Source organism: Chryseobacterium sp. (assembly GCF_041914225.1).
GTDB lineage: Bacteria > Bacteroidota > Bacteroidia > Flavobacteriales > Weeksellaceae > Chryseobacterium.
This window is the reverse complement of record NZ_JAYSDT010000006.1, coordinates 108,343-133,070: the sequence shown is the minus strand read 5'-3', so window position 1 is coordinate 133,070 and position 24,728 is coordinate 108,343. Positions and strand designations below refer to the sequence as shown.

The 24,728-nt window shown below is 37.7% G+C and carries 30 protein-coding genes; 10 read left to right on the top strand and 20 right to left on the bottom strand.

Annotation, left to right across the window (positions count from 1 at the left end):
- The 4 genes from ACE3RB_RS04965 to ACE3RB_RS04950 form a co-directional block, all read left to right on the top strand.
- A partial coding sequence (locus tag ACE3RB_RS04965; protein WP_374463195.1) for a hypothetical protein occupies positions 1-419 on the top strand: 419 nt, incomplete at its 5' end.
- A gap of 176 nt (positions 420-595) precedes the next feature.
- Complete coding sequence (locus tag ACE3RB_RS04960; RefSeq protein WP_374463194.1) at positions 596-1,300, top strand: MotA/TolQ/ExbB proton channel family protein; 705 nt, start codon at positions 596-598, stop codon at positions 1,298-1,300.
- A gap of 10 nt (positions 1,301-1,310) precedes the next feature.
- Positions 1,311-1,709 (top strand): biopolymer transporter ExbD, encoded by a 399-nt coding sequence (locus tag ACE3RB_RS04955; protein ID WP_002982137.1) that lies wholly within the window; start codon positions 1,311-1,313, stop codon positions 1,707-1,709.
- Between the two features lie 35 nt (positions 1,710-1,744).
- Positions 1,745-2,635: a ferric siderophore ABC transporter substrate-binding protein gene (locus ACE3RB_RS04950; RefSeq protein WP_374463192.1), complete on the top strand. Its 891-nt coding sequence runs from the start codon at positions 1,745-1,747 to the stop codon at positions 2,633-2,635.
- A 15-nt stretch (positions 2,636-2,650) separates the two neighbouring features.
- Here the strand turns inward: ACE3RB_RS04950 and ACE3RB_RS04945 are convergent, their stop codons facing one another.
- The 9 genes from ACE3RB_RS04945 to ACE3RB_RS04905 all read right to left on the bottom strand — a co-directional run bounded on the left by ACE3RB_RS04945 (position 2,651) and on the right by ACE3RB_RS04905 (position 10,300).
- Positions 2,651-3,043 (bottom strand): hypothetical protein, encoded by a 393-nt coding sequence (locus tag ACE3RB_RS04945; RefSeq protein WP_374463191.1) that lies wholly within the window; start codon positions 3,041-3,043, stop codon positions 2,651-2,653.
- A 43-nt stretch (positions 3,044-3,086) separates the two neighbouring features.
- Positions 3,087-4,490: a nucleoside recognition domain-containing protein gene (locus tag ACE3RB_RS04940; RefSeq protein WP_374463190.1), complete on the bottom strand. Its 1,404-nt coding sequence runs from the start codon at positions 4,488-4,490 to the stop codon at positions 3,087-3,089.
- A gap of 294 nt (positions 4,491-4,784) precedes the next feature.
- Positions 4,785-5,294: a hypothetical protein gene (locus tag ACE3RB_RS04935; RefSeq protein WP_374463189.1), complete on the bottom strand. Its 510-nt coding sequence runs from the start codon at positions 5,292-5,294 to the stop codon at positions 4,785-4,787.
- A 54-nt stretch (positions 5,295-5,348) separates the two neighbouring features.
- Positions 5,349-6,203, bottom strand: coding sequence for an acetyl-CoA carboxylase, carboxyltransferase subunit beta (gene accD, locus ACE3RB_RS04930; RefSeq protein ID WP_002982142.1), 855 nt, complete (start codon positions 6,201-6,203; stop codon positions 5,349-5,351).
- Positions 6,204-6,292: 89 nt separating this feature from the next.
- Positions 6,293-7,363, bottom strand: coding sequence for a class II fructose-bisphosphate aldolase (gene fbaA, locus ACE3RB_RS04925; RefSeq protein WP_374463187.1), 1,071 nt, complete (start codon positions 7,361-7,363; stop codon positions 6,293-6,295).
- Positions 7,364-7,434: 71 nt separating this feature from the next.
- Positions 7,435-8,301 (bottom strand): NAD kinase, encoded by an 867-nt coding sequence (locus ACE3RB_RS04920; RefSeq protein WP_374463186.1) that lies wholly within the window; start codon positions 8,299-8,301, stop codon positions 7,435-7,437.
- 1 nt (position 8,302) lies between these two features.
- Positions 8,303-8,956, bottom strand: coding sequence for a CBS domain-containing protein (locus tag ACE3RB_RS04915; RefSeq protein WP_002982145.1), 654 nt, complete (start codon positions 8,954-8,956; stop codon positions 8,303-8,305).
- A gap of 187 nt (positions 8,957-9,143) precedes the next feature.
- Positions 9,144-9,674: an RNA methyltransferase gene (locus ACE3RB_RS04910; protein ID WP_233333327.1), complete on the bottom strand. Its 531-nt coding sequence runs from the start codon at positions 9,672-9,674 to the stop codon at positions 9,144-9,146.
- A 5-nt stretch (positions 9,675-9,679) separates the two neighbouring features.
- Positions 9,680-10,300 carry a toxin-antitoxin system YwqK family antitoxin gene (locus tag ACE3RB_RS04905; protein WP_374463185.1) on the bottom strand — a complete coding sequence of 207 codons (621 nt, stop codon included), beginning with the start codon at positions 10,298-10,300 and terminating at the stop codon, positions 9,680-9,682.
- Between the two features lie 55 nt (positions 10,301-10,355).
- Between ACE3RB_RS04905 and ACE3RB_RS04900 the strand changes: the two genes are divergently transcribed.
- Positions 10,356-10,955 (top strand): hypothetical protein, encoded by a 600-nt coding sequence (locus tag ACE3RB_RS04900; RefSeq protein ID WP_041462008.1) that lies wholly within the window; start codon positions 10,356-10,358, stop codon positions 10,953-10,955.
- A 12-nt stretch (positions 10,956-10,967) separates the two neighbouring features.
- On the opposite strand, the gene ACE3RB_RS04895 is transcribed toward ACE3RB_RS04900, so the two are convergent.
- The gene (locus tag ACE3RB_RS04895; protein ID WP_374463184.1) at positions 10,968-11,846 is read right to left on the bottom strand and encodes a bestrophin family protein; all 879 of its coding nucleotides are present in this window, start codon (positions 11,844-11,846) and stop codon (positions 10,968-10,970) included.
- 263 nt (positions 11,847-12,109) lie between these two features.
- Here ACE3RB_RS04895 and ACE3RB_RS04890 point away from each other — a divergent pair, with 263 nt between their 5' ends.
- Positions 12,110-12,985 carry a cupin-like domain-containing protein gene (locus ACE3RB_RS04890; protein ID WP_374463183.1) on the top strand — a complete coding sequence of 292 codons (876 nt, stop codon included), beginning with the start codon at positions 12,110-12,112 and terminating at the stop codon, positions 12,983-12,985.
- A gap of 190 nt (positions 12,986-13,175) precedes the next feature.
- Here ACE3RB_RS04890 and ACE3RB_RS04885 read toward each other — a convergent pair whose 3' ends face one another.
- Positions 13,176-13,706: a GNAT family N-acetyltransferase gene (locus ACE3RB_RS04885; RefSeq protein WP_374463182.1), complete on the bottom strand. Its 531-nt coding sequence runs from the start codon at positions 13,704-13,706 to the stop codon at positions 13,176-13,178.
- A 124-nt stretch (positions 13,707-13,830) separates the two neighbouring features.
- Between ACE3RB_RS04885 and mutS the strand changes: the two genes are divergently transcribed.
- A complete protein-coding gene (gene mutS / locus ACE3RB_RS04880) occupies positions 13,831-16,422 on the top strand; it encodes a DNA mismatch repair protein MutS (protein ID WP_374463181.1) in 2,592 nt (863 codons plus the stop codon).
- 27 nt (positions 16,423-16,449) lie between these two features.
- Here the strand turns inward: mutS and ACE3RB_RS04875 are convergent, their stop codons facing one another.
- The 5 genes from ACE3RB_RS04875 to ACE3RB_RS04855 all read right to left on the bottom strand — a co-directional run bounded on the left by ACE3RB_RS04875 (position 16,450) and on the right by ACE3RB_RS04855 (position 18,258).
- Positions 16,450-16,617, bottom strand: a complete 168-nt coding sequence (locus ACE3RB_RS04875; protein WP_002982158.1) for a bacteriocin — start codon at positions 16,615-16,617, stop codon at positions 16,450-16,452.
- A gap of 157 nt (positions 16,618-16,774) precedes the next feature.
- Entirely contained in the window at positions 16,775-16,933 is a 159-nt protein-coding gene (locus tag ACE3RB_RS04870; protein WP_374463180.1) for a class IIb bacteriocin, lactobin A/cerein 7B family, read from the bottom strand.
- 119 nt (positions 16,934-17,052) lie between these two features.
- A complete protein-coding gene (locus tag ACE3RB_RS04865) occupies positions 17,053-17,142 on the bottom strand; it encodes a bacteriocin (RefSeq protein WP_374463198.1) in 90 nt (29 codons plus the stop codon).
- 3 nt (positions 17,143-17,145) lie between these two features.
- Positions 17,146-17,307, bottom strand: coding sequence for a hypothetical protein (locus ACE3RB_RS04860; RefSeq protein ID WP_374463179.1), 162 nt, complete (start codon positions 17,305-17,307; stop codon positions 17,146-17,148).
- Between the two features lie 120 nt (positions 17,308-17,427).
- Positions 17,428-18,258, bottom strand: coding sequence for a hypothetical protein (locus tag ACE3RB_RS04855; protein ID WP_374463178.1), 831 nt, complete (start codon positions 18,256-18,258; stop codon positions 17,428-17,430).
- Between the two features lie 122 nt (positions 18,259-18,380).
- On the opposite strand from ACE3RB_RS04855, the gene ACE3RB_RS04850 reads away from it, so the two are divergent.
- A complete protein-coding gene (locus tag ACE3RB_RS04850) occupies positions 18,381-18,782 on the top strand; it encodes a DUF2809 domain-containing protein (RefSeq protein ID WP_374463177.1) in 402 nt (133 codons plus the stop codon).
- Between the two features lie 17 nt (positions 18,783-18,799).
- Here ACE3RB_RS04850 and ACE3RB_RS04845 read toward each other — a convergent pair whose 3' ends face one another.
- The 4 genes from ACE3RB_RS04845 to ACE3RB_RS04830 are packed head-to-tail and all read right to left on the bottom strand — an operon-like array spanning position 18,800 to position 22,918.
- Positions 18,800-19,720: a YARHG domain-containing protein gene (locus ACE3RB_RS04845; protein WP_374463176.1), complete on the bottom strand. Its 921-nt coding sequence runs from the start codon at positions 19,718-19,720 to the stop codon at positions 18,800-18,802.
- Positions 19,717-20,355, bottom strand: a complete 639-nt coding sequence (locus ACE3RB_RS04840) for a DUF2306 domain-containing protein (protein ID WP_374463175.1) — start codon at positions 20,353-20,355, stop codon at positions 19,717-19,719. The genes ACE3RB_RS04845 and ACE3RB_RS04840 overlap by 4 nt, the downstream gene beginning before the upstream one ends.
- Before the next feature lie 26 nt (positions 20,356-20,381).
- Positions 20,382-21,683 carry an alpha/beta fold hydrolase gene (locus tag ACE3RB_RS04835; protein WP_374463174.1) on the bottom strand — a complete coding sequence of 434 codons (1,302 nt, stop codon included), beginning with the start codon at positions 21,681-21,683 and terminating at the stop codon, positions 20,382-20,384.
- 32 nt (positions 21,684-21,715) lie between these two features.
- Positions 21,716-22,918, bottom strand: coding sequence for an NAD(P)/FAD-dependent oxidoreductase (locus tag ACE3RB_RS04830; protein ID WP_374463173.1), 1,203 nt, complete (start codon positions 22,916-22,918; stop codon positions 21,716-21,718).
- Between the two features lie 114 nt (positions 22,919-23,032).
- On the opposite strand from ACE3RB_RS04830, the gene ACE3RB_RS04825 reads away from it, so the two are divergent.
- A complete protein-coding gene (locus ACE3RB_RS04825; RefSeq protein ID WP_374463172.1) occupies positions 23,033-23,524 on the top strand; it encodes an acyl-CoA thioesterase in 492 nt (163 codons plus the stop codon).
- Positions 23,525-23,615: 91 nt separating this feature from the next.
- Positions 23,616-24,668 carry a thiamine-phosphate kinase gene (gene thiL, locus ACE3RB_RS04820; RefSeq protein ID WP_374463171.1) on the top strand — a complete coding sequence of 351 codons (1,053 nt, stop codon included), beginning with the start codon at positions 23,616-23,618 and terminating at the stop codon, positions 24,666-24,668.
- The last annotated feature ends 60 nt before the right edge of the window (positions 24,669-24,728 follow it).

Genomic DNA, 24,728 nt, shown 5'->3' with positions numbered 1-24,728 from the left:
AATACAATATCAGAAATACTTATTGTAAAGCAGTTTACAGCAACCAGCAACATTTTTTAGAGGTTGAAGTGATTACGGATGACAGTTTGGATCACGTAGATGATGATTCACTGCAATACAACTTTCCGCAGCTATCACTTGAAATTTTCGATTTCCCTATCGACTCTGCGGAAATAGAAGGAAAAACCATCACCATCAATGACTCTGATGAGGAGACCTACACAGAAGTAGATCTTTTCGACGACGAAGATGCCTATATCTATGACAATGAGCTTCTTTTTGAAAAAAATGAAGAAGGGGAGCTTCAGGTCATCTGGAAAGGAACCATTGATGATTTCTATACCGGATCAGATACCCCGATTCCTTTTAGATTAAAATGCGAATTCAAGCAGGATGATATTGAGGTAGACGAGGACTAGCCCGGAACTCCATCCTTTTTTAATACCGAATTTCTTTTCAGAATTATTTTTTGGAAAGAAATTTGCTGTTTGTAGAACTGTAACAAATTTTAAGTTGTTTTTAAGCAATTTTTAAGAGTTCAATTCATAATATTCTACTACATTTGTCGTTGAAACTTTAATAAAATTCACATTTAATGCTGTTAACGGAACTTTCTCAGATTTTATTTGCACAAATCGCTACACCCGCAGTTGCTACAGACAATTTAGAGTTCTCATTCTGGAAGATCATGTTCCATGGAGGGGCTTTCGCTAAAATAGTGATGGTCACTGTATTACTTTTGGGAGTGTTTTCTCTGTACCTGTTTTTTGAAAGATTTTTCTTTATTAAAAGGCTGACTTCAAAAACAGATTCCAACTTCATGAACAATATTGAAGACTTCATCAAAGCTGGAAAAATAGAGGCGGCAGCAGATTACTGCAAAACCCAGAATTCTCCGGAAGGAAGAATTTTAGAAAAAGGAATTTCAAGACTGGGGCGTCCTGTTTCAGATATTGTAAGTGCCATGGAAGCACAGGCACAGGTAGAGGTTGCCAATATGGAAAAGAACCTGAACCTTTTGGCTGTTGTACCAAGTATTGCACCAATGCTGGGGCTTTTAGGTACGGTAATCGGGATGATTATTGCTTTCTTTAATTTATCCCATGCCACAGGATCTTTCTCTCCGAAAACCCTTTCAGAAGGTATTTATACCGCTTTAGGGCAAACAGCCGTAGGTCTGGCCGTGGCAATTCCTGCCAACTTCTGCTACAATATCCTTTTGACAAGGATTGATAAATTTGTACTGAAGGCTCAGAATATGTCTGGAGAATTTTTAGACCTTATCAATAAACCTTTATAACTTTCTTACGATGAAAATTCAAAGAAGAAATAAAGCGAATCCGGAATTCAGTTTAGCAGCGATGACAGACGTTATCCTGTTGATGCTGATTTTCTTTATGATCACCTCTTCAGCAGCCAACCAGAGTGCTATTGATGTGAATCTGCCGAAAGCCGGAGCAGTTGACGATAATATACCTAATCCTTTAACTGTCAGTATCAAACCGGATGGGTCATTCTTTGTGGATGATAATCCTGCCAATAAAGGAGAACTTGAGAAAATTATTGTAGATAAATTAGCGGGTCAGACCAATAAATCATTTACGATCAGAGCTGACGAAAACACACTGCATAAAGATGTTGTTTTTGTAATGGAAATTGCTGAAAAACATAAATTTAACATTGCGATTGCAACCGTTAAAGATAAATAACAGAGCCGGATTTCCGGAAAGAATTACTTTTTAAGATGAGAAGCTATACAGCAAACAGAAACGAAGAAAATAAAGACAGGGTAAAAAGCGCATTGCTTTCTATTCTGATCTGGGCTGCTATTCTGCTTTTTGTTTTTTTATATAAATTAAAACCTGAACTGGATAAAGATCCCGAAGTGGTTACTACAATGTTAGTGAACTTTGGAGACAACAGGAACGGAAAAGGAATTGAGGAACCTGCTGAGCAGCCCGGAAGCCTTGCCGCCGCTACAGAAGAAATGACACCTGAACCTGCAGAAGCGCCGGTTCCGGAGACAAAAACTGTTGTGAAGCCAGAGCCTTTACCTACTCCTGAACCTAAGAAAACAGAAGTGAAGGAAAAGGTGATCACGGGTAATAACTCAAAAACAACAGTCCCTAAAAAAGAAGAATCAAAAAAAGCTGAGAAAAAAGAAGCAGCCAGTACAAGTGCTTCTAAAAACACCAAAAAATCGGGCGCTGCCACAGCCAATTCAAAAACAGGGAATGGGGACGGAAAAGGGACTGCAGCCATAGGAAACCTGATCAAAGGAAGAGGAACTAAAGCCGGAAGCCAGGGAACCGGTGATGGTATCGGAAATGCAGGAGATCCTTTAGGGGGTGACGGAAACGGTGACAGTAAGGTTGGAATTGATAGGAAGCTTGTAGGTTATATTCCCGGAACAATGGGAAGAGGAGGAGCACAGCCCTCTCACAGCTGCACTGCAAGCGGATCGATTACGATTTCCTACACCGTAGATAAAGCAGGAAACGTAGTGTCAGCACGAAGAGCAGGAGGTATTTCGGATCCTTGTGTGTCATCTACATCTGTGGCCTGGGTTAAGAAATATGTAAAGGCTGAGAAAGCCAATACTTCTTCGACCGGTACTTATAAAATTACTTTCTAAAAATACAAAAGCACTTTATTCAAGTGCTTTTTTCAATTCGTTTATTCTGTTGATAACCGGAAGGGCAAAAATACCGCTGGTCTGAAGATACAGCTCATAGAATGTTTTTGCTTTATCCTGAAAATCTTTGTTCTGATCATGTCTGCTGTTAAAGTAGAAAAGGTTTCCAAGCATTTCATAATAATCTTTGTGATCTCTTTCCTGTCTCTCATTGACCAGGGCAATCATTTCTTCTTTAGTCATTGAGGAAACCTCCGTGAAACTCATCTTGAAAATATCTCTCATTAAAGTATCGAAATCCAGCTCTTTCTGCATTAAGCTTTCTTCAGGTTTGTCCAGAATCAGTTTTTCCAAAGCCTGGGTTAATTGGCGGATGAGTCTTAATGTAAATTCTTTATCGGTGATCATATGATAGTTTAAAGTTTAGGGTTTAAAGTTTAGAGTTGTGAGGTTAAGCAAAGAATAAATAGGCCAATGCAATTGCTGTAATAACGCCCACCAGATCGGCCAGAAGCATGGCAATTACCGTATATCTTGTATTCTTAACGGCTACGGCCCCAAAATATACTGCAATCACGTAAAAAGTCGTATCTGAGCTTCCCTGAAGTACGGCTGCCAATTTCCCCTGGAAGCTATCAGCTCCGAAAGTACTCATCGTATCTACCATCATTCCTCTGGCTCCGGAACCGGATAATGGTTTGATTAAAGCAGTTGGAAGTCCATCCACGAACCTCGGATCCATATTGGCAACGTTGGCCACCCACTTCATTCCGTCAATGATCACATCGAAAACACCGGAAGTCCTTAATAATGAAATGGCAATCAGCATTCCGACAAGGTAAGGGATAATCTTAACGCAGGTTGTGAAACCTTCTTTTGCGCCTTCAATAAAAGCATCAAAAACGTTGATCTTTTTATAAACAGCCCCAAGTACAATCGCCAGGAAAATAAAGAGAATAAGACCATTGCTCAATACTTTGCTGAAATCATCCAGCTCATCTTTACTCAATTGAACCAGGTACAAAACCAATAAAGCGATAACTGCTGAAATTCCTCCTACATAAGCAATCACTACCGGACGGAGAAGATTGATTTTCTGGTATAATGAAACGATAATCATTGCTGCCAGTGTAGCTGCGAAAGTGGCAATCATACAGGGAAGGAAAATATCTGTAGGCGTTTTGGAGCCCATTGAGGCTCTGATGGCAATAATTGATACAGGAATCAAAGTCATACCACCGGCATGAAGACACAAAAACATAATCTGTGAATTGCTGGCTGTATCTTTATTGGGATTTAAAGTCTGGAGACTTTCCATTGCCTTTAGTCCAAAAGGAGTCGCAGCATTATCCAATCCCAGAAGGTTAGCGCTGAAATTCATCAGCATGTGTCCGAATGCAGGATGGTTTTTAGGGATATCAGGAAAAAGTTTTGAGAAAAATGGCTGTATCAAACGGCTTAAAAGGTTGATGCCCCCTGCTTTTTCAGCAATACTCATGAATCCCATAAACAGGGTCATAATCCCGATAAGACCAAGGCAGATCTTCACTGCGGTTTCTGAAGTTCCGATCACTCCGTCTGATTCCTGAACACGGTAAACATTTACATTCTGTTTTAAAGAATCTGTTTTATAGTGAATTCTGCTGTCTGTAAAATCATTTTTTTTCATCAGGCTGTCTCTGACAACAGGAGAAAGGCTGTTCATAGGCTGAGAAGCAATCTTCACGGTATCACCACCTTTTCCTACCACCATATCATTGAAAATGGTTTTGTAGTTACCTGACGAAACGTATTTTATACTGGCAATGGCAATGGCAATGATAATGAAAGCCGACCAAATTCTGCTGAGGACCATCTGATTGATTTAATTGTTTAAACTTATCGAAAATACTTTAAACCACAAAAATAACTAAAGTCTTTTGTTATTTTGAGGTGAAGAAAACTAATGATGATTTCTGATCTTGGAGTTTATTTAACGCAATGCCCGCAAGGTTTCTAAAATGATGTTTTTTTGTTCTCGAAGGCGTTAATACTAAACAAAGAGAACTTCAATTATGGAACATTGCTGAATGAAATGCCCTTGCGAACAAAAAATATACATTAAATTTTTAGATTTTCCTTGCGCTCCCTAGCGTTTTAAAATAAAGGATTACTCTTCCAGATAAACAAGATGCCCTTCAAAATCATCATCAAGATTTTTCAGAACCTTAGCTTCATCCATTTTTTTGATTAATGCATCTATAAAGAAGCTTTTTTCAAAAAACTGACGGTGAATTCCCGGTAAAAGCTCCATAAAATAATCCATTCCGATTTTGTTATTATGGAGATCCATTTTGGTTTCCAGGGGCTCATTCGGGAACAGCTCTTCATGCATGTCTGTAATCCTTTTGCAAAAATCAAGCGCTTTTTTAGGGGAGGAAATCTTACAGCAGTACATCATAATGAAGCAGCACCAGAGAGCATGCCTGAAAGCATTTCCAATCCCGTTACTGGAGGCTGTTTCAGGAAATTTTTTCTGTGCAATGGTGAATGCTTTTACTGTTGCATAAAAACTTAGTAAGGCGAAAAGAGGATGGGGAAGGATCAGTGATAAAAGACGCATCATCTTTTTAAAACTCATACTCCTGATGGCATTGAAAAATATCTTAAAAGTCCTCATAAATAAAAATCTCTCCCTAATTAGAGAGAGATTGTATTGTTTTTGTTACAGGTACTATGCTTTTACAGCCAATAAATTAACTGTTTTGGCAACCGTATCCTGAATTTCAGTTCTTTTTACGATGAAATCTACAAATCCTTTTTCCTGTAAGAATTCTGATGTCTGGAATCCTTCCGGTAAGTCTCTACCAATCGTTTCACGGATTACTCTTGGTCCTGCAAAACCGATCAGCGCTCCAGGCTCTGCCATAATAATATCAGCAGTCATAGCGAAAGAAGCTGTGATTCCTCCGAATGTAGGGTCACAAAGGTAAGCGATGTATAAAAGTCCTGCTTCGGAAAGCTGAGCTAATTTAGCCTGAACTTTTGCCAATTGCATCAGAGAGTAAGTGGCTTCCTGCATTCTTGCTCCTCCGGACTGACAGATAATCATATAAGGAAGTTTGTGTGCGATACAGTAATCTACTGCTCTTCTGATCTTTTCTCCCATTACAGAACCCAAAGATCCACCAATGAAAGCAAAATCCATACACGAAACTACCATTTCAGTTCCTTTTACAGTTCCTACTGCGTTTCTGATAGAATCTGTAAGCTTAGTTTTAGCTTTCACTTCTTTCAGACGGTCTTTGTAAGGCTTTGTATCTTTGAAGTTTAAGATATCAATACTCTCAACATTGGCATCCAGTTCGGTAAATTTACCACCGTCAAAAAGGATGTCAAAAAATTCTGCACTTCCTATTCTCACATGAAATCCGTCTTCAGGAGAAACGTAGTTATTTCTCTTTAGTTCATCATGTTCCACTACTTTTCCGGATGGAGTCTGATGCCACAGGCCTTTGGGAACGTCCTTTTTCTCATCAGTAGAAGTGGTAATGTTTTTTGCTTTTCTTTTAAACCAGTCGAATGCCATTTTTGTTTGTATTAATGTATAAATGTAAAATGTACCAATGTAAATCTATTTCTTATGAATATTTTTACATTGATACAATTGTACAATTCTTATTTTAAAGTATTTACGTTATTTAAATCTTCAAATGCTTTCACCAATCTTGCAGAGAATGTATCCTCACCTTTTCTTACCCAAACTCTTGGATCATAGAATTTTTTGTTAGGTTTTTCTTCTCCTTCAGGGTTTCCGATCTGAGCTCTTAAATATTCAATATTGTTGATCATATAATCTCTGATTCCTTCTGTGTATGCAAACTGAAGGTCAGTATCAAGGTTCATTTTGATTACTCCGTAATCGATAGCTTCTCTGATCTCTTCTAAAGTAGATCCTGAACCTCCGTGGAATACAAAGTTGATCGGTTTAGCAGCCGTTCCGAATTTCTCCTGAACATATTTTTGAGAATTGTCAAGGATTTTCGGAGTAAGAACTACGTTTCCTGGCTTGTAAACTCCGTGTACGTTACCGAAAGCAGCAGCGATTGTGAAGTTATCAGAAATAGCTTTTAATTTTTCATACGTATAAGCTACATCTTCAGGCTGAGTATATAATTTTGAGTTATCAACGTCTGAGTTGTCAACACCGTCTTCTTCACCTCCGGTAACTCCGATTTCTACTTCAAGAGTCATCTGTAGCTTAGCCATTCTTTCAAAATATTTAGCAGAAATTTCAAGATTTTCTTCTAAAGGTTCTTCAGAAAGGTCTAACATGTGGGAAGAATAAAGGGATTTTCCTGTCTGCTTGAAGAATTCTTCGTTAGCATCCATCAAGCCGTCAATCCAAGGAAGTAATTTTTTTGCACAGTGGTCTGTGTGTAGAATTACAGTTGCTCCGTAAGCTTCCGCAAGCGTATGAATATGTTTTGCTCCAGCGATAGCTCCTAAGATAGCAGACTTCTGTCCGTCATTGCTTAGTCCTTTTCCTGCGTTGAAAGAAGCTCCACCATTTGAAAACTGAATAATTACAGGAGCGTTTAATTTCGCTGCAGTTTCCATCGTAGCGTTTATGTTGCTTGATCCAATTACGTTTACTGCAGGTAATGCAAATTTGTTTTCTTTAGCATACTGAAAGATATCAGTAACTAACTGACCTGTGGCAACTCCTGCCGGAAAAATTCTGCTCATGTTTTACTTTTTAGTATAAATTTATTAGGTGTTTTTAATTTCGTGTAAAGGTAATCATTTTTAAGAAATTGCTAATTTCTTTTATCTCTTCCCCAAAGTAGCTTCTGACGGATGGTTTCGTAGAAACTTAAACTGTTGGGCTGTACCAGAAGAAGCTGGAATTTTGCTTTTTTGATAATGATTTCTTTATCCGTTTCTATATGGATCAGTCGGGAGTCCAGGGAAAGTGAGTACTGAGGAACCCGGCTTTCTACCCGGAATTTTATTTCTACCTTATCATTTACAACCAGAGGCCTCACGTTCAGATTGTGCGGTGCAATAGGAGTAATGACAAAGTTTTCGTTGTTAGGAGAAATAATTGGTCCGCCGCAACTCAGAGAGTAGGCGGTAGAGCCTGTAGGTGTTGAAATGATCACACCGTCACCCCAGAATACATTCAGAAATTCATCGTTGATGTACGAATCTACGGTGATCATGGATGTGGTTTCTTTTCGGGAAACGGTAACGTCGTTCAGTGCGTAGGGAAAAGATCCTTCAAGCTTGGGAGAAACAACTTCTATTACCGAACGGCGGCTTGTTTTTACATCTCCTTTCAATATGGAATCCAGTTCTTTAAATACTTCTTCTTTAGTGAAAAAGGCTAAAAAACCAAGACGTCCTGTATTTACTCCCACTACCGGAATTTCAAGATCTTCAATAAAGGTTAAAGAGTTTACAATGGTTCCGTCACCACCGAAAGTGAAGAACAGATCAACTTCCTTATCCAGAAGATCCTGTTTGCAGTTGAAAGTTTCGAATATTTTTGAAAACTGAAGAGCTTCAGCCATTTCATCATACAGAACAGATTTTACACCTCTTGCTTCAAGTTCAGAGATAAACTTGCTTAAATATAAAAAAGTATCAAGATCTTTTTTCTGAGAATATATGGCTGCCTTCATGTTATATTTCTATGAATTTTTGTAAAAACCCGAACCGGTCTTTAAACAGATCGGATTTCTCATCAGAATAGTATTTTTCAACAATTCTGTAGTCGTACCGGTCAAAAGTAGCGTCTATCGAGGCAAGGTTTTCATTACTGATCTTTATGGTAATCTGGACCACTTCATCAGACATAAAGCTTATAAACCCGCCGTAAAACTTCGAGTTGTTGCTTTCTACAATATTGGTAATTTCCGTCATAGAATATTTTCTGGCAGGAGTTTCTACAGTAAGAATGGCTCCTGTCTCTGAAAACAGAGGATAACGGGAAAGGTCCTGAAAAACATCTTCACAGGTAATATAGCCCAGATATTTTTCATTTTTATTGATCACCGGAATTATATTGGAACTGAATGTATAGAACAGACGAATACTGTCCATAATATTACTATCTTCCAGAATGGCAAAACGCTCTATCTGATGTTCCAGATCTTTCAGTGTTCCTCCCTCTTCCTCATACAGAAAGTCCATGGCAATAGCACCATAGAAGTGATGGGATTTTTTGATGAAAACATGGGAATATCCAAAATCTTCCAATATATTTCTGGCCGACTCTATGGAGTCAGACAGGCTAAAACACGGAAAGTCTTTTGAGATATAGTCCTTGATAAACATTGTGCTAATTTATAAAAAATTAAATGAAACTTTTTCTGAAAACCCGACTTTTTTTAAGATGGAACAAAAAAAGTGCCGTCAAAATTTGTTTGTAAAGAAAAATAAAGTACCTTTGTCGCCTTTCATTTTTACTTTTTATTAGATTTATTTCAAACTGCACTGTCTACTAAGGACATATGCAGTTTTTTTATTTTAAAGCTTTTGCAAATTCCCACATTACAATTCCGCCGCATACACTTACATTAAGAGAATGCTTCGTTCCAAGCTGTGGAATTTCTAAAAACACATCAATATTAGGAAGAACTTCATCACTGATTCCCTCTACTTCATTTCCTAAAATCAGGGCATATTTTTTCGATTTATCAATCGTAAAATCTGTAATCATCCGGCTGTCCGTAGTCTGCTCAATTCCGATGATTTCATAACCATTGCTTTTCAGATCGGCAATAGCGGTATTGGTATCTGCTTCATGAGACCAGTCCACACTTTCAGTAGCGCCTAATGCTGCTTTATGAATCTCGCGGTGGGGCGGCTGCGGTGTAATTCCGCAAAGGATTATTTTTTCAATTAAAAATGCATCTGCTGTTCTGAAGGCAGCACCTACATTGTGCATACTTCTGATATTATCTAAAATGATGACCAACGGAATTTTTTCAACCTTCTTAAATGTTTCTACATCTATTCTGTTAAGTTCTTCCAGTTTTAGTTTCTGTACCAATTGTATTATTTTGTTGAGATTAATTTTCCGTCTTTATAGACCTCTGTTTTTTCTATGCTTCCGTCTTCACGGTAATGAACCCGGGTGCCATTTCTTTTGTCATTGGCAAATTCAGTTTCACGCTGTAATTTTCCTGACGGGTAGAATACTTTCCATTTTCCGGTAGCAAGACCGTTGTCATACTGGCCAATGTCTTTTATTGATTTTCCGTCTTCATGGAAGGTTTTGCTTTCTCCCTGTAATTTATTTAATTTATAATTCGAAATTTCAGTTATTTTACCAGCAGGAGAATAAAAAGTAGCTGTAAGACTATTATCATAAATATTCTTTTCTCCATTCCTGAAAGCTTCTTTGGATGTAAGGACTCCATTTTTGTCAAAATAGGACCATTCTTTTACCTTGAATCCTTTTTTGTATTCGCCTTTGGACTGTATTTTTCCATTGTCATAATAAAAAACTGCATCGCCGTCCAGTTTTCCTTTTTTCCATTCCACCACATTTTTGACCTGCCCGTTTTCATAAAATTCTTTACAGGATCCCTCCTGCAATCCGTCTTTATATCCGCAGGGTTTCTGTGCCATAATGAGAGCAGAAGCGGAAAAAAATAATAAAAACAAATACTTCATAGCTATTTTTATTTCAAAAATAGTAAAATACTTATATTTGACTCAAAAATATACTATGAAAAAATTATTCACCTTATTCATATTAATGTGGGGATTTATTTATCTGGAAGCACAAAATACCTATTATCCTCAAGCTTTTTTTGATAAAAAACTGGCAAGAGAAATGCTTGGGTTCGGGAATTCTACCATTGAAGGCGTGGCTTCCACAAAACAAAAAAACAATTGGGGTATTAAGCCGTTGCTTGGAGAAAAGCATTATGCACCCAAAGGAACTGTTGTCATGCTTTTTCCCGTAACGCCTTATTTCCAGGAATTTTACGACATGAGAAGGAAGTATGAAAATAAAAAGACTACGGTATACATGTCTGAAGAAGCTTTCAAATATAGAGTAGAAGCTTTAACAGATGATCACGGAAGGTTTAAATTCGAAAAGCTGAAGCCGGGGAAATATTATCTTGAAACCATTGTCAATTTTACAGCAACAGCAAGTTACCAGCAACAGACAGGAACTTCAGATGCTTATAACGGCTACGGAGCCTATCTGTATTCAACCCCGATATACAGTACATTTTTCTACGGATATTCTGCTGCCAACAGGGAAAGCAAATTTGTAGAAATAAAACAGGACGGAGAACTGAAAGAAATCAAGCTTTAAAAGCTTGATTTTTTATTTTCTGATCATAATCTGATGCACATTCTTCTCAATATTCTGAGCCAATGTTTCCATAGGAATATCATTTTCATCATTATTGAAAGGATCTTCAATTTCTTCCGCAATGAGTTCAAGACTCATCAGTACATAATATACGAAAACGGTAAGCGGAATCATGAAAAGGCCTATGGTGATCACGTAAGCAATGGGCAAGGCAAAAACGTAAAGGATAATAAATTTCTTGATGAAAGACGAGTAGGAATAAGGAATCGGGGTGTTTTTGATCCGCTCACAGCCTCCGCATACATCCAGAAACCCTGAAAGCTGGGTATCCAGATACAGCATTTCAACTTCAGATATTTTTCCTTCTTTTTTTAATTGGTTTAATTTATAGCTTAACAGGATAATCATTTCACTAGGACCATGATTTTTTAAAGAGTTTTCAATTTCAGAATAATCTTCGTCCAAAGCCAGTCTTGTAGATTCCTTAGAAAGGTGTTTGGCTAAAAAGTGAGGAAAGAATTTCAGATATCTTGCAATCTGCTCAGCATCCTGACGGTTATCACCAAGAATGGTATTGATTTTTATTGCAAAATTTCTGGTGTCATTGACCAGTTTACCCCAAAGTTTTCTGCCTTCCCACCATCTGTCATAAGCGGTATTGGTTCTGAAAACCAGTAAAAGAGAAAGAACAAAGCCCAGCAGAGAGTGAATCATCCCCACATTGCTGATTCCTGATTTTGAAGTAAGATGAAGATATTCTACCTCCAGAAACTGAATTCCCCATGAGTATAATCCTACAAGAAGCATACTCGGGAAAAGAATTTTCAGGGTATCGCTTTTGTGTAGACTGAAAAGGATTTTAAGGAAATGTTTGGTATTGTAGACTCTCATAAATTCACTTATTACTACAAATATAAATTTTTCATCCGAGCTCTGCCAATAAAGTAAGGAAGTCTTAAACTGGAAGAGGGAAGTTACTGATGCCGAAGAGGAGGTTTAAGTTTTCCGTAAAATCTTTTTTATAAAATGATGTATAGAGGTTTACAAACAAATAGTAACTTCCAGCATCCATCTTCCTTCTTCCCTCCCTTTAATCTTAATTTTCCCAGGTTTCAAAAAAACACTATTTTTATTTCGCATTAAATACAAAATACATGATCCTCGAAAATGTAGATATTGTAACTGATATCAGTAAAGAAGATTTTCAGAAGAATTATTTCAAAAAGCAGAAGCCTCTTTTGATTAAAAATTTTGCCAGTCGCTGGGATGCCTTCGACAAATGGAATCTGGCATATATCAGAGAAAAAGCAGGTGATCAGGAAGTTCCGTTGTATGATAATAAACCGGCTGATGCCTCTAAAAGTTCTGATGCTCCGGTTACTCATATGAAAATGAAGGAATATATTGATACCATAAAAAGTAAGCCTTCAGATCTTCGTATCTTTTTCTATATCATTACAGACAGGCTTCCCGAACTGCTGAAAAATTTCACATATCCGGATCTTGGAATGAAGTTTTTTAAGAGACTTCCGACTTTATTTTTCGGAGGAAGTGAGGCCCATGTTTTAATGCATTATGATGTGGATCTGGGTGATTTTATGCATATTCACTTTGAAGGAAAGAAAAGAATCCTGCTTTTTGATCAGAAACAGTCCCCGTTTTTATATAAAGTTCCCTTATCTGTTCATACAATTTACGAACTGGATTATGAAAACCCGGATTATGAAAAGTTTCCTGCATTGAAATATGCCAGAGGGTATGAGATTTTCATGGAACATGGTGATGCCCTTTTTATTCCGGGGGCATTCTGGCATTTCAACAGATACCTTGAGCCAGGTTTTTCGCTTTCTTTAAGAGCACTTCCGAATAAACCCAATGTGTTTGCCAATATGCTTTATCATGTTTTCATTATGAGGTATACAGACAAGCTGATGCGAAAACTTTTCAAAGCCAAATGGGTAAATTACAAGCAGAAATGGGCCTATAAAAAAAGTTCCGAGGCTTTGGAAAAGCATCTTTCAGAAAAATAAATATTATACTTTTGACAGTTTTTAACGCATTGAACGCAAGGCTCAGGGCTATCTGCTGATAAAGGTTCGCAAAGGCGTTTCACTCAGAGAGGAAAGCACTTCAATTGCTAAATGAAATGCCTTTGCGAACGAAAATAAGAAGAATCAATATCAATTTTCTTTGCTTCTTAGCGTTAGATTTTAAATCAGTTTATTTATTGATAAGCCCGAAGATTGTTGCATCAACGAATTTTCCTTTTTCAAAAAAATAATCTTTCAAAGTTCCTTCTTTACTGAAATTTAAAGAAGAAAGCAGCCTGTCAGAAGAAATATTGGACGGATCAATGAATGCGTCCACACGGTGAAGTCTCATCGTTTCAAATCCATAGGTCAGAATGGGAAGAAGAGCTTCTTTCATATAGGACTGCTGCCAGAATTTTGGATTAAGCTCATAGCCGACCTCTGCTCTGAAATGTTCCCTGTACCAGTTGTGGTAGCCGCAGGTGCCAATGACTTTTCCACTGGATTTAAGCTCCAGAGCCCACCTGAATCCTTTTCCTTTTTCAAACTCACTGTTAAAATGTTCAATGATGCGGCGCGAATCATCAGGTGTTTTGAAGGTGTCCAGATCATAATATTCCATGACTTCATCCAGAGAAAAATACTCGAAAAGGTCCTGAGTGTCATTGAAAGTAAGCTGGCGCAAGATAAGTCTTTCTGTCTCTAAAACAGGAAATTCCATAAATAATGTGATTTGACGGTGAAAATACGATTAATTACTGATTAAGAAAAACAGGGAAGATTAGCCCCTAAACAATTCTCTTACCCTGAATTTATTTTTTTAAATTTGGGGCTCATTTTTTACTATGGCAAAATCAAAGAAGGAAACCCCGCTAATGACGCAGTACAATACCATCAAGGGTAAATACCCGGATGCGCTTTTACTTTTCAGGGTAGGGGACTTTTATGAAACTTTCGGGCAGGATGCAGTGAAAACATCCCAGATTCTGGGCATTGTTCTTACCAAAAGAAATAACGGCGAAGGAAGTGTGGAGCTGGCTGGTTTCCCTCATCATTCCATAGATTCTTACCTTCCGAAACTGGTGAGGGCAGGAATGCGTGTGGCGATATGCGATCAGCTGGAGGATCCTAAAATGGTGAAAGGAATTGTAAAAAGAGGTGTAACGGAGCTGGTTACTCCCGGCGTTACTTTCAATGACCAGGTATTAAATTCAAAAAAGAATAATTTTCTTCTATCATTACATAAAGAAAAAGAGAAATACGGAATTGCTTTAGTAGACATCTCTACAGGAGAGTTTCTGGTAAGTGAAGGAAACTTGGAAAAGCTGTTGCATATCGTCAATACTTTTGATCCGAGTGAGATTATCTTCCAGAGAAGCACACAGATTCCGGAACAGATCAAAAATAAAAATGCTTTTAAGCTTGAGGATTGGGCCTTCCAGTATAATTTTGCCTACGAAAAATTAACGAATCACTTTAAAACCAATTCCTTAAAAGGTTTTGGGGTAGAAAACCTTCCGTTGGCTATTACAGCAGCAGGAGCCATTTTCGCTTATCTCGTGGAAGATACGCATCACAACCTGCTTTCCCATATTACTAAGCTTCAGATCATTCCTCAGGAAGATTATCTGATGATGGATAATTTTACCCTGAGAAACCTGGAAATTGTGTATCCAAGCAATCCGCAGGGGAAATCATTATTGGATATTATTGATAAAACGTCTACGCCAATGGGCGGAAGGCTTTTGAGAAGAAGAATCATTCTTCCTTTAAAATCTGTGGATGAGATTATGAGAAGGCTTTCCCTGATTGATTTCTTAAATGAAAATGATCATCTTAAATATGAGATCTGCCAGCTTCTGAAATCAATTTCTGATCTGGACAGGCTGATGGGAAAACTGGCGGCAGAAAAAATTTCTCCGAAAGAGCTGGGATATTTACGCCAAAGTTTGATTAATATTCATAAAATCAAATCGTTATTGCACCCTCATGCAGATGTACTGGCATGGTTAGAGCCTCTGTTTGACCTTGAAGAATTGATTAAATTCCTGCAGAATCATCTTAATGAAGAGCTTCCGGTAAGTATAGCGAAAGGAAATATCATCAAAGAAGGCGTGTCTGAAGAGCTGGACAGATTGAGAAACCTTCAGAGTAAAGGGCGCGGCTTCCTGGATGAAATGTGCCAGAGGGAGATTGAAAGGACAGGAATTACCAGCCTTAAAATTGATTTTAATAACGTTTTCGGATACTATATTGAAGTTCGGAATACTCATAAAGATAAAGTTCCTGATGACTGGGTGAGAAAGCAAACCCTGGTAAATGCTGAAAGATATATTACTGAAGAACTGAAGGAATACGAAAACCAGATTCTGGGGGCCGAAGAAAAAATAGGCGTTCTGGAAACTTCACTCTACAGAAATGTATGTGGAGAAACCATGGTTTATATTGATCAGATTCAGGGGAACTCCAACATTATTGCGCAGCTTGATGTGGCAGCAGGATTGTCTGAACTGGCTGTTTCTGAAAGCTATACAAAACCTGTGCTGAATGACGGCTATGCGATCGATCTGAAAGAAGCCAGACATCCGATCATCGAAAATGCACTTCCCTTAGGTGAAAAATACATTCCGAATGATATCTTCCTGGATAAAGATTCCCAGCAGATCATTATGGTAACAGGACCGAACATGGCCGGTAAATCGGCAATTCTGCGCCAGACAGCGATTGTATGCCTTCTGGCCCAAATCGGAAGCTTTGTACCGGCAAAACATGCTGAAATCGGGATGCTGGATAAGATCTTTACAAGAGTGGGAGCTACCGATAATATCTCTGCAGGAGAATCCACTTTTATGGTAGAAATGAACGAAGCTGCGAATATCCTGAATAATATCTCCGAGAGAAGTTTGATTTTACTGGATGAGATCGGCCGTGGAACTTCCACCTATGATGGGGTTTCTATTGCATGGGCTATTGCAGAATACCTTCATCAGCATCCAACACAGGCAAAGACCTTATTTGCAACACATTATCATGAGCTGAATGAAATGACGGTCAATTTCGAAAGAGTGAAAAATTTCCACGTTTCTATTCAGGAAAACAAAGGAAATATCATTTTCCTGAGAAAGCTGGTTCCGGGAGGAAGTGAGCACAGTTTCGGTATTCATGTGGCAAAACTGGCGGGCATGCCTGCCAAAGTAGTCAACAGAGCGAATGAAATTCTTAAAACACTTGAGGCCAGCAGAACCCAGGGAAATGGAGGAACTTCGGAAAGTATCAGGAGGGTAACTGAGGAAAATATGCAGCTTTCTTTTTTCCAGCTGGAAGACCCTGTTCTGGAGAATATCCGGGAAGAACTGACAAAGATAGATATCAATACTTTAACACCTATTGAAGCTTTAATGAAGCTCAATGCAATAAAAAAAATGATTGGAGGCTAATCCAATCATTTTTTTTCTATTTTTTTATTAACAGCAGAATCCGTCCTGCATACCCGGAACTCCATATCGTTCTTCTCCGGTATCCGGATCTGTACAGCTTATTACTCTTGGGCAGATCGGTCTGTTGGCTCCTCCGCTGATCTCTTTCAGCTCATTTTTACTAAGCTTTCTTTTCTGATTTTTTGAATTTTTCATGATAATTTTAATTTGGTAGAAGCTAATTTACAAGTTATTTTAATATGTTCAAAATATTGTTAGTCAAAATGTTATGTTTTTTATAGAATATAGTTTATAAAAAAAGATTGAGGGGTTACCTCAATCTTTATTCTATATCTAACAAAGTTATGGGATATTAACAGCAATAGCCGTTTTTCCCTACAGGACCGATTACATATTCACCGTCACCTCTGTCACAAAGCCCTTCAGGACATACAATAGGACCGTTACCCCCATTAATTTCTTTCAATTCGTTTTTTGTCAGTTTTCTTTTCTGAATGTTTGATTTTTTCATGATAGTTTGATTTTGGTTACTGTTTTAGTTTAAAATGTACTTGATTAGCAGCAGAATCCAGTGTTGTCCAAAGGTCCCACCATGTATTCATCATCCGTACCTCTTACCCTGCAAAGACCTTACCAGCATATTCCGGGGCCATTATTACCACCGGTGATGGTTTTTAGTGCTTTCTTAGTAAGTTTTTTCTGATTTTTTACGAAATTGATGAATTAACAGCAGAAACCGTCTTTTCCTACAAAACCTGGTACCGGTTCTTCAGAGTCAGGCAGCATGCAGAATCCACGCAGACACCTTGGAGAAACTGCTCCTCCGTTAATTTTTTTTAATTCACTTTTTGTAAGCTTTTTGGGCTGATTGTTTTGTTTTTTCATGATAATTTAGTTTTAATTCAACTCAAATATACAAAATCATTCATATAATTCTACTAATTGTGATAAAATTAACATATGTGTTAATGAAAACAAAAAGAGCGCCTTAAGCGCTCCCTTGTATTATAAATGATTGTATTCGTAAGTGTTGATATCAGTAGAACCTGTAGGTGTTGTTCCTGTTTTATCATAATAGGCTCTGGTTTCTTTTGTAGGATAACCACTGGCATTATATTCAAAACTTGATTTGAATATCGTCCACTCAGCTCCTGTTCCATTATTGTAGCTGACAATGTGATTATAACTTAATGTATTGTGAGCAGAACCACTTTCATCCTCATTGTCAACAATCTTTAAATAGCCCGTTATATTTTTTAAAGGAGCATTTTTAGTATCATATACTACAGGCTTTAGAGTAGAAGTAGCTGACTCAGTAGTATTATTCTGGGTTCTTGAAAGAGTGCCGGTCCAGCTGCTCATAGAACCGTCAGCATTCAGAATAGCATTTCTGGTTTCATTTCTTGTGGACGCTGAAGTTGTTGCAGTGTATACAATTTTTACATTGTTATTGGCTAGGTAAGTATAGTTAGACTCAGAGTTCCAAACTCCTCCAAAATCAGTTCCTGAAATTGTTTTTTTGATCAGCCTGCCATTGCTGTCATAAGCAAATTTAGTAGTAAGGGCAGTATTTGAACCATTAACTACAGATTGGGAAATCAGATCACCTGAATAAGTAAATGTCGTTACACTTCCTTCAGTAAGATTTTTGATCTGAGAAATTTTTGAGCCATTGTAAGTAAAAGTTAAAACATCCCCGTCCAACGTCATTTTGGTAACCAAAACCGGATCATTGTTACTGTTATTTCCATTGTTGTTGGATGAATCTGTTTCATCATTGCTGCTTGAGCATGAAGCCAAAAAGAAGATTGGCAGAAGCAAATAAGTTTTTTTCATGGTTTAATTTTTAAGGCTGTAAAAATATCAAAAAAATGAATTGATGATAGAAATAACTCCTTTATTTGTAAAATATTTTTTTTAAGCAGTAAATTACGTTTTGTATATTGTTGAATGAAGTTATGAAATTACAATTCAGTCTGAAATATTTCCTTATCACAATCTTTATTTTTCTGGTAGAAGTACTGATTGCCACCAAACTAAGCCATATTTTCTTCGTGAGAGCTTATCTCGGAGATGTTATTGTGGTGATGCTCCTTTATACTTTTGTCAAGAGTTTTGTAAAAGTAAATGATCAGAAACTGATTTTTGGAATTTTGATTTTTTCTTTTTTAGTAGAATCTGCACAGTATTTCCATATGGCAGAAAAACTAGGCTTCCGTCCTGGAAGCCTGATGTATATTGTGATCGGAAATTCTTTTTCATGGATAGATAACCTGTGCTATGCCATAGGCTGCCTGATTCTCTATATTTATGTAAGGACAGCAAACAATGATGGTGTAACCTCGGCCCCTAATCCCTAACGCCTGCAACCTGGCACCTATCTTCCAAAACTGTCATACTTATCCTCAGCATATTTGGTAAAGCGGTTCAGTAACGCCACATTTTCCTTTTCCAGTGGAGAAAGATCATTATCTACATTATTGGAAACAGGAATATACCAATCTGTCTGCTCAAAGAAATTTCTGTAGGTTTCTTTTTTGAAAGAGTAGCCATGTCTTGCAAACACAGAATTTTTAATAATTTCAAGATCCAGCTTTCTTAAGTTTTTAAGATCTTTTTCTGTTAATTTCTGCTTGGATGCATTCAGCTTGAATATGGCTTCGGAAGCGAAACGGTTTTTAGTTGTTTTATAGCTTTCTGTTTTACCGGTTTCCTCATCTGTATATTTCTCGGTAAACTCTTTAGAATTTGTCCAGTCTACCAGATCAGAATCCTTATCCAGCATAAAGTTGGGATTGTAAACAAACTCTTTTTTAATCAGTTTCAGGGTTTTTAAAGGGGCTTTAACGGATGTTTTATCAAATGCATTCCATTTTCCGGTTAAGCTGTCTCCTTTCAGTTTTACTTCAAATCTTCCGTCTGTTTTATCATTTCCCGGCTCATCAAGAACGAAAGATGCCGTTGCTTCATTGAAAACTCCTCTGAACGGGCGCTGATTGCCATTCACGATACTTTGCCCGTAAACACTGTCCCTGGTAATTCTGTTGATTTTTAAAGAAATTCTTTTGTAATTATCAACATCATATTCCGAGCCATCTGCTTCGTCAACTACCTTTTCCATTCCGGCAAATTCTCCGGTATAAATTCCGTAATATTCTTTGTGAACTTCAGGAACAACAACAGAATCTTTTTTTGCAGTCAGAGAATCTTTTTCGGACGCATTGGTTTTAGCTTCTTTTTTGCAGCTTACCAGAGCAACTGCCAGTAAAGAAATAAGAGTGTATTTTACAATTTTCATATATGTTTTTTTGTGATTAAATATTCAATAATGAGGATGTTAGGAATCCAACCCAGCCATGCAATGATCTGATAAACATCCATAGGGTTGGGATAAAATAAATATACAATAATTACTTTCCACATTCTCAGGGTAATGGCAGATAATGTAAAGGCAAAACTCCGCCACATCCATTGCTTGTGTTCTTTAAACTTTTTTTGTTTTGCCAGCTGATAGGCCTTATATGTTGAAAACCACCATAAAAGGCCTAATATGACAAAAGAAATCTTTGATAAAAAACCTCCGTTGGCAAAGAGTCCCATATAGATTCCCGAGGGTGCTGAAAAGGCCAGAATAAGAAGAATATACGCTTTTCCGGTATTCCGGTGAAAGTTTTTCAGTCCAAAATCTTTTCTGAGAATGGCCAGAAAACCTGAAAGAAGCACAAAAACACTTGTATAAACGTGAGTATAAAAAAATGTAAGATATTCCGGCCTTTCGGTAACTTCGGTCTGTTTGATCATTAAAAAACTGACTTCGGGATTAAATGGGATATATTCTAAGGTAATTTTAAGCATCAGCCAAAAGAAATACCCAAACCCTGCAATAAGAAGGATTTTAAAGAAAGAAGAGGTATTTCTTTTGGCAGAGAGCATTGTCTGTTAAATCTGAATATTGACGTTTATTTATTCTCAAAGAAATCAATCACTAATTCATTGAATAATTCCGGTTTTTCCTCAGGAACAAAATGGCCTGAATTAGGAATAATAGCCAATTGCCCGTGTGGGATTGATTCTGCTATTTTTACGGTATGTTCTGTTTTTATAATGTCTTTATCCCCCGCCATAATCAATGATGGACACTGTATTTTATTCAGGTCTTCATATTTCCAGTTCGGATACTTCAGGTCCAGGTTCAAAAGATCAATAAGGATATCATTTTTATGGTCTTTATTCTCTTTAATAAGGCTGGCAAGCATTTCCTTCATGGATTTTAGCTCATCATCTTTAACGCCTTCCGGATAAATATTGGCTCCCGAGCAAGCTATTTTATCTACCATCTGAGGATATTTCATTGCCATGGAGAGTGCAAGAATTCCGCCGTCACTCCAGCCCAGGATCTTTGTTTTTTTGATGTTGAGTTTATCTAAAAACTGCTTAAGATCCTCTGTCTGAATATCAAAAGTAAGTTCTTTTGTTTTATCGTATGTAGATTTTCCACGTTCACGGCAATCAACGATAATGACTTTATATTTTTTAGCAAACGCATCCTTTTGGTTCATAAAAGCACTGATAGATTGGCCGTTACCATGAAGTAAAAGTACAGGTTCACCTTCTCCATAAACCTCATAATATAATTTGATGCCGTTAACATCCATAAATTTTCCATGCGGCATTGTACCAATAATATCATGCCCTTTCATCAGCAATGATCTGTTACCACTGAATGGCTTATAATCAGAGGCTCCAATTGTAAAGTGCTTTACATGTGTTACCTTCTGAGAATGGATTCCTTCAAACCAACCACCAGATGCTGTAATATCTTTCTCGAAACCAGAGTTTTCCAAAGGGATTTCAATCCATTTTTTTGATTTTCCGTCATTGACTTCCAGCTTGAAATCGTCAAAATAAAAATCTCCGTTGTTTTGTGCAAAAGCACCGATATTCATGGTTTTTGCGGAGGGATTGATGGTCCCTTTTATTTCATATGTTTTCCATTCATGGGTTACTTTGATTCCGTAATATTGATTTTCAAAAAAGCCTGTTGACTCATCTTTATTGTCTATTCTGCACCACAGCCCGCAATTGGAACCATTATCCTCATTTTCTTTCCTGATTTTTGCCGTGATGCGGAAGTTCCAGTTGGGTTTATTCTCTATATTGACGGCCTGGGTAAGTGAAGTCCAGTCAGAAACAATTGTTCTTTCCTGGCTATATCCTAAAAAGATCCAGAATAAAAGAAAGAAGCCGAAATTTTTTTTCATGTTTTTATAGTTTTCGTAAAAATAATACTTTTTTATAAGCTGTTGAGATCCTGGGCAATGAGCCACCCTTCACTCCAGCAAGCCTGAAAATTGAACCCGCCGGTCACCGCATCAATATTCAGAACCTCTCCGGCAATATAGAAATTGGGAAGCAGTTTTGAAGACATGTTTTTGAAGTTAATTTCTTTTAAATCAACGCCTCCGGCTGTTACAAACTCATCCTTAAAAGTGGACTTTCCGGTTACCTGAAATTTTCTCCTGCAAAGATTTTCCAGTATTTTCTGCATTTCCTTTCCGGAAACATTGGCTACCTGTTTGTTTAGATCAACCTTTGATATCTCTACAACCTTCTGCCAGAATCTGTTGGTAATATCAAAAATTTTAGACTGCCCGATCGTTTTTTTAGGATGGGTTTGTTTGAAGTTCTGGAAGATTTCTTCTGCCTCATCCATTTCTTTCGAAATAAAATTAACCTCAATTTCAAAGTTATATTTAAGTCTGGCAAGACTTATCGCTTCCCAGGCAGAAATTTTCAGAACAGCAGGTCCGGAAAGTCCCCAGTGCGTAATAAGCAAAGGCCCGCTTTCTTCTGTTTTCAGCTTCGGAATTGAAATTCCTGCATTTTCAAAGCTTGTTCCCGGAAGCTCTTTCAGGAGTTCATCTTTAATATTAAATGTAAAAAGGGAAGGAACAAGGTCTACAATCTTATGACCAAGATTTTCAACAATTTTAAGTGATTTTGGAGAACTTCCGGTAGTATACACAATATAATCTGCCTCAAAATCTCCGGAATTGGTTTTTACGATATATTTTTCGCCCTGCTTTTCAATCTCTTTTACCGTACATTTTGTTTTTACAGCAACATTTTTCTTTTGTGTTTCATTCAGAAAAGTATTGATGATGGTCTGAGAAGAATTACTTTCCGGAAAAGTTCTGTTATCATTTTCAATTTTTAACGGAACATTGCGCTGGTCAAACCATTCCATCGTATCGCCGGGCTGGAATTTAGTAAAAACACTCAGCAGTTCTTTATTTCCACGGGGATAAAACTGAACAAGTTCTCTTGGATCGAAACAGGCATGCGTTACATTGCAGCGTCCGCCTCCGGAAATTTTAACCTTCTGAAGGACATCAGAATTCTGTTCCAAAATCGTAATTGTATATTTCTTTTCGTCAAGGTTGGATGCACAGAAAAAGCCTGCAGCACCGCCTCCGATAATAATGATCTGTTTCATGTATATGTAATCCTATGCGGAAGATTATTTTTTCAAAAGTACAATTTTTATAAACCATCTTATTTGAGTATTTTTGAAGATTATAATTTTAGTGATACCAAAAACGATTTTCAAATGATTTTCTACCATAAATTTGAAGTGCGATGGAGCGACCTTGATGCCAACAAGCACTTAGCCAATTCATCATATGTACAGTATTGTGCGCAAGCCAGAATGGCTTTCATGACCAAAGAGAAAATGGGAGTTACCCAGTTAAGCAGATGGGGAATCGGCCCGGTGATCCTGCATGAGAGATATTCTTTCTTCAAAGAGATCTATGCAGACCAGACGGTGATCGTAAGTGTGGAAATAGACGGATGTGCAGAAGATTCTTCCATCTACCGTTTCGTACACAAATTTTATACTCCGGACGGAATGCACTGTGCTACAGCAGAAGCTACAGGGGTATGGATAGATATGATGCTTAGAAAAATGACCACTCCGCCGGATGACGTAGTGGAAGCAATGAATAAATATAAGAGCCCGGCAACGGTGGTACTATCGAAAGAAGACTTTAAAAAGCTGCCTTTCCACCCACATAATATCGACCCGGCAGAACTTACTTAATAATTCAAAGTTTAAAATTAAAGGTTCAATGTTGGAGAAGCAATTTTAAATTCATTCATACTTTTTACATTGGACATTAATACAAAAAATCATGTTTGAAGATAAATCACAGGAACTTACACCCATCTCAAAATTAGGAGAATTCGGTCTTATTAAACATTTGACGGAGCATTTTCCGTTATCCAATGAATCCTCGGAGCTTGGGGTAGGAGATGATGCGGCAGTAATTAATCCGGACCGCAAAAAAGTAGTTCTTACAACAGATGTACTGGCAGAAGGGGTACATTTTAATCTGGGCTATGTTCCTTTAAAACATTTGGGATATAAGGCAGTGGTGGTAAACCTCAGCGATATTGCTGCTATGAATGCAACTCCTACGCAGATTCTGGTTTCTCTTGCTGTATCCAACCGTTTTCCGGTGGAGGCTTTGGAAGAAATCTATTCAGGAATTCAGGCCGCTTGCGGAAGGTACAAAGTCGATCTGATCGGAGGGGACACCACAAGTTCCAATTCAGGATTGGTCATGAGTATTACCGCTGTAGGAATTGAAAACGAAGAGAATATAGTAAAAAGAAGCGGTGCGAAGCCAAATGATCTTCTTGTAGTAACCGGAGATCTGGGCGGAGCGTATATGGGCTTGCAGATTCTTGAAAGAGAACACGCCGTTTTCCTTGCTGACCCAAATATGCAGCCTGAAATGGAGGGTTATGATTATATTCTGGAAAGACAGCTGAAACCTGAAGCAAGAACAGATGTCAAAAAGATTCTGGAAGAGCTGGATATTAAACCAACTTCCATGATTGATATTTCAGACGGTCTGGCTTCTGAAATCCTTCACCTCTCAGATCAGTCGAAAGTAGGTTTCAGATTATATGAAGAAAAAATTCCGCTGGACAGCCTTACGATTTCCACTGCGGATGAAATGAACCTGAATCCGGTAATGACGGCATTAAGCGGCGGTGAAGATTACGAGCTTTTGTTCACGATCTCTCCCAACGATTTTGATAAGATTAAAAATCATCCGGACTTTACCATTATAGGACATGCTGTAGAAAAAGAAGAAGGAAATTTTATGGTAGCCAGAGGATCTAACCAACTGGTAGCACTTACTGCCCAGGGGTGGGATGCTTTCCTGAACCAATAACCGAAAAATTATATTTAATTTTAAATATTGTAAGAAAACCGCAGCACTTTTTTGCTGTGG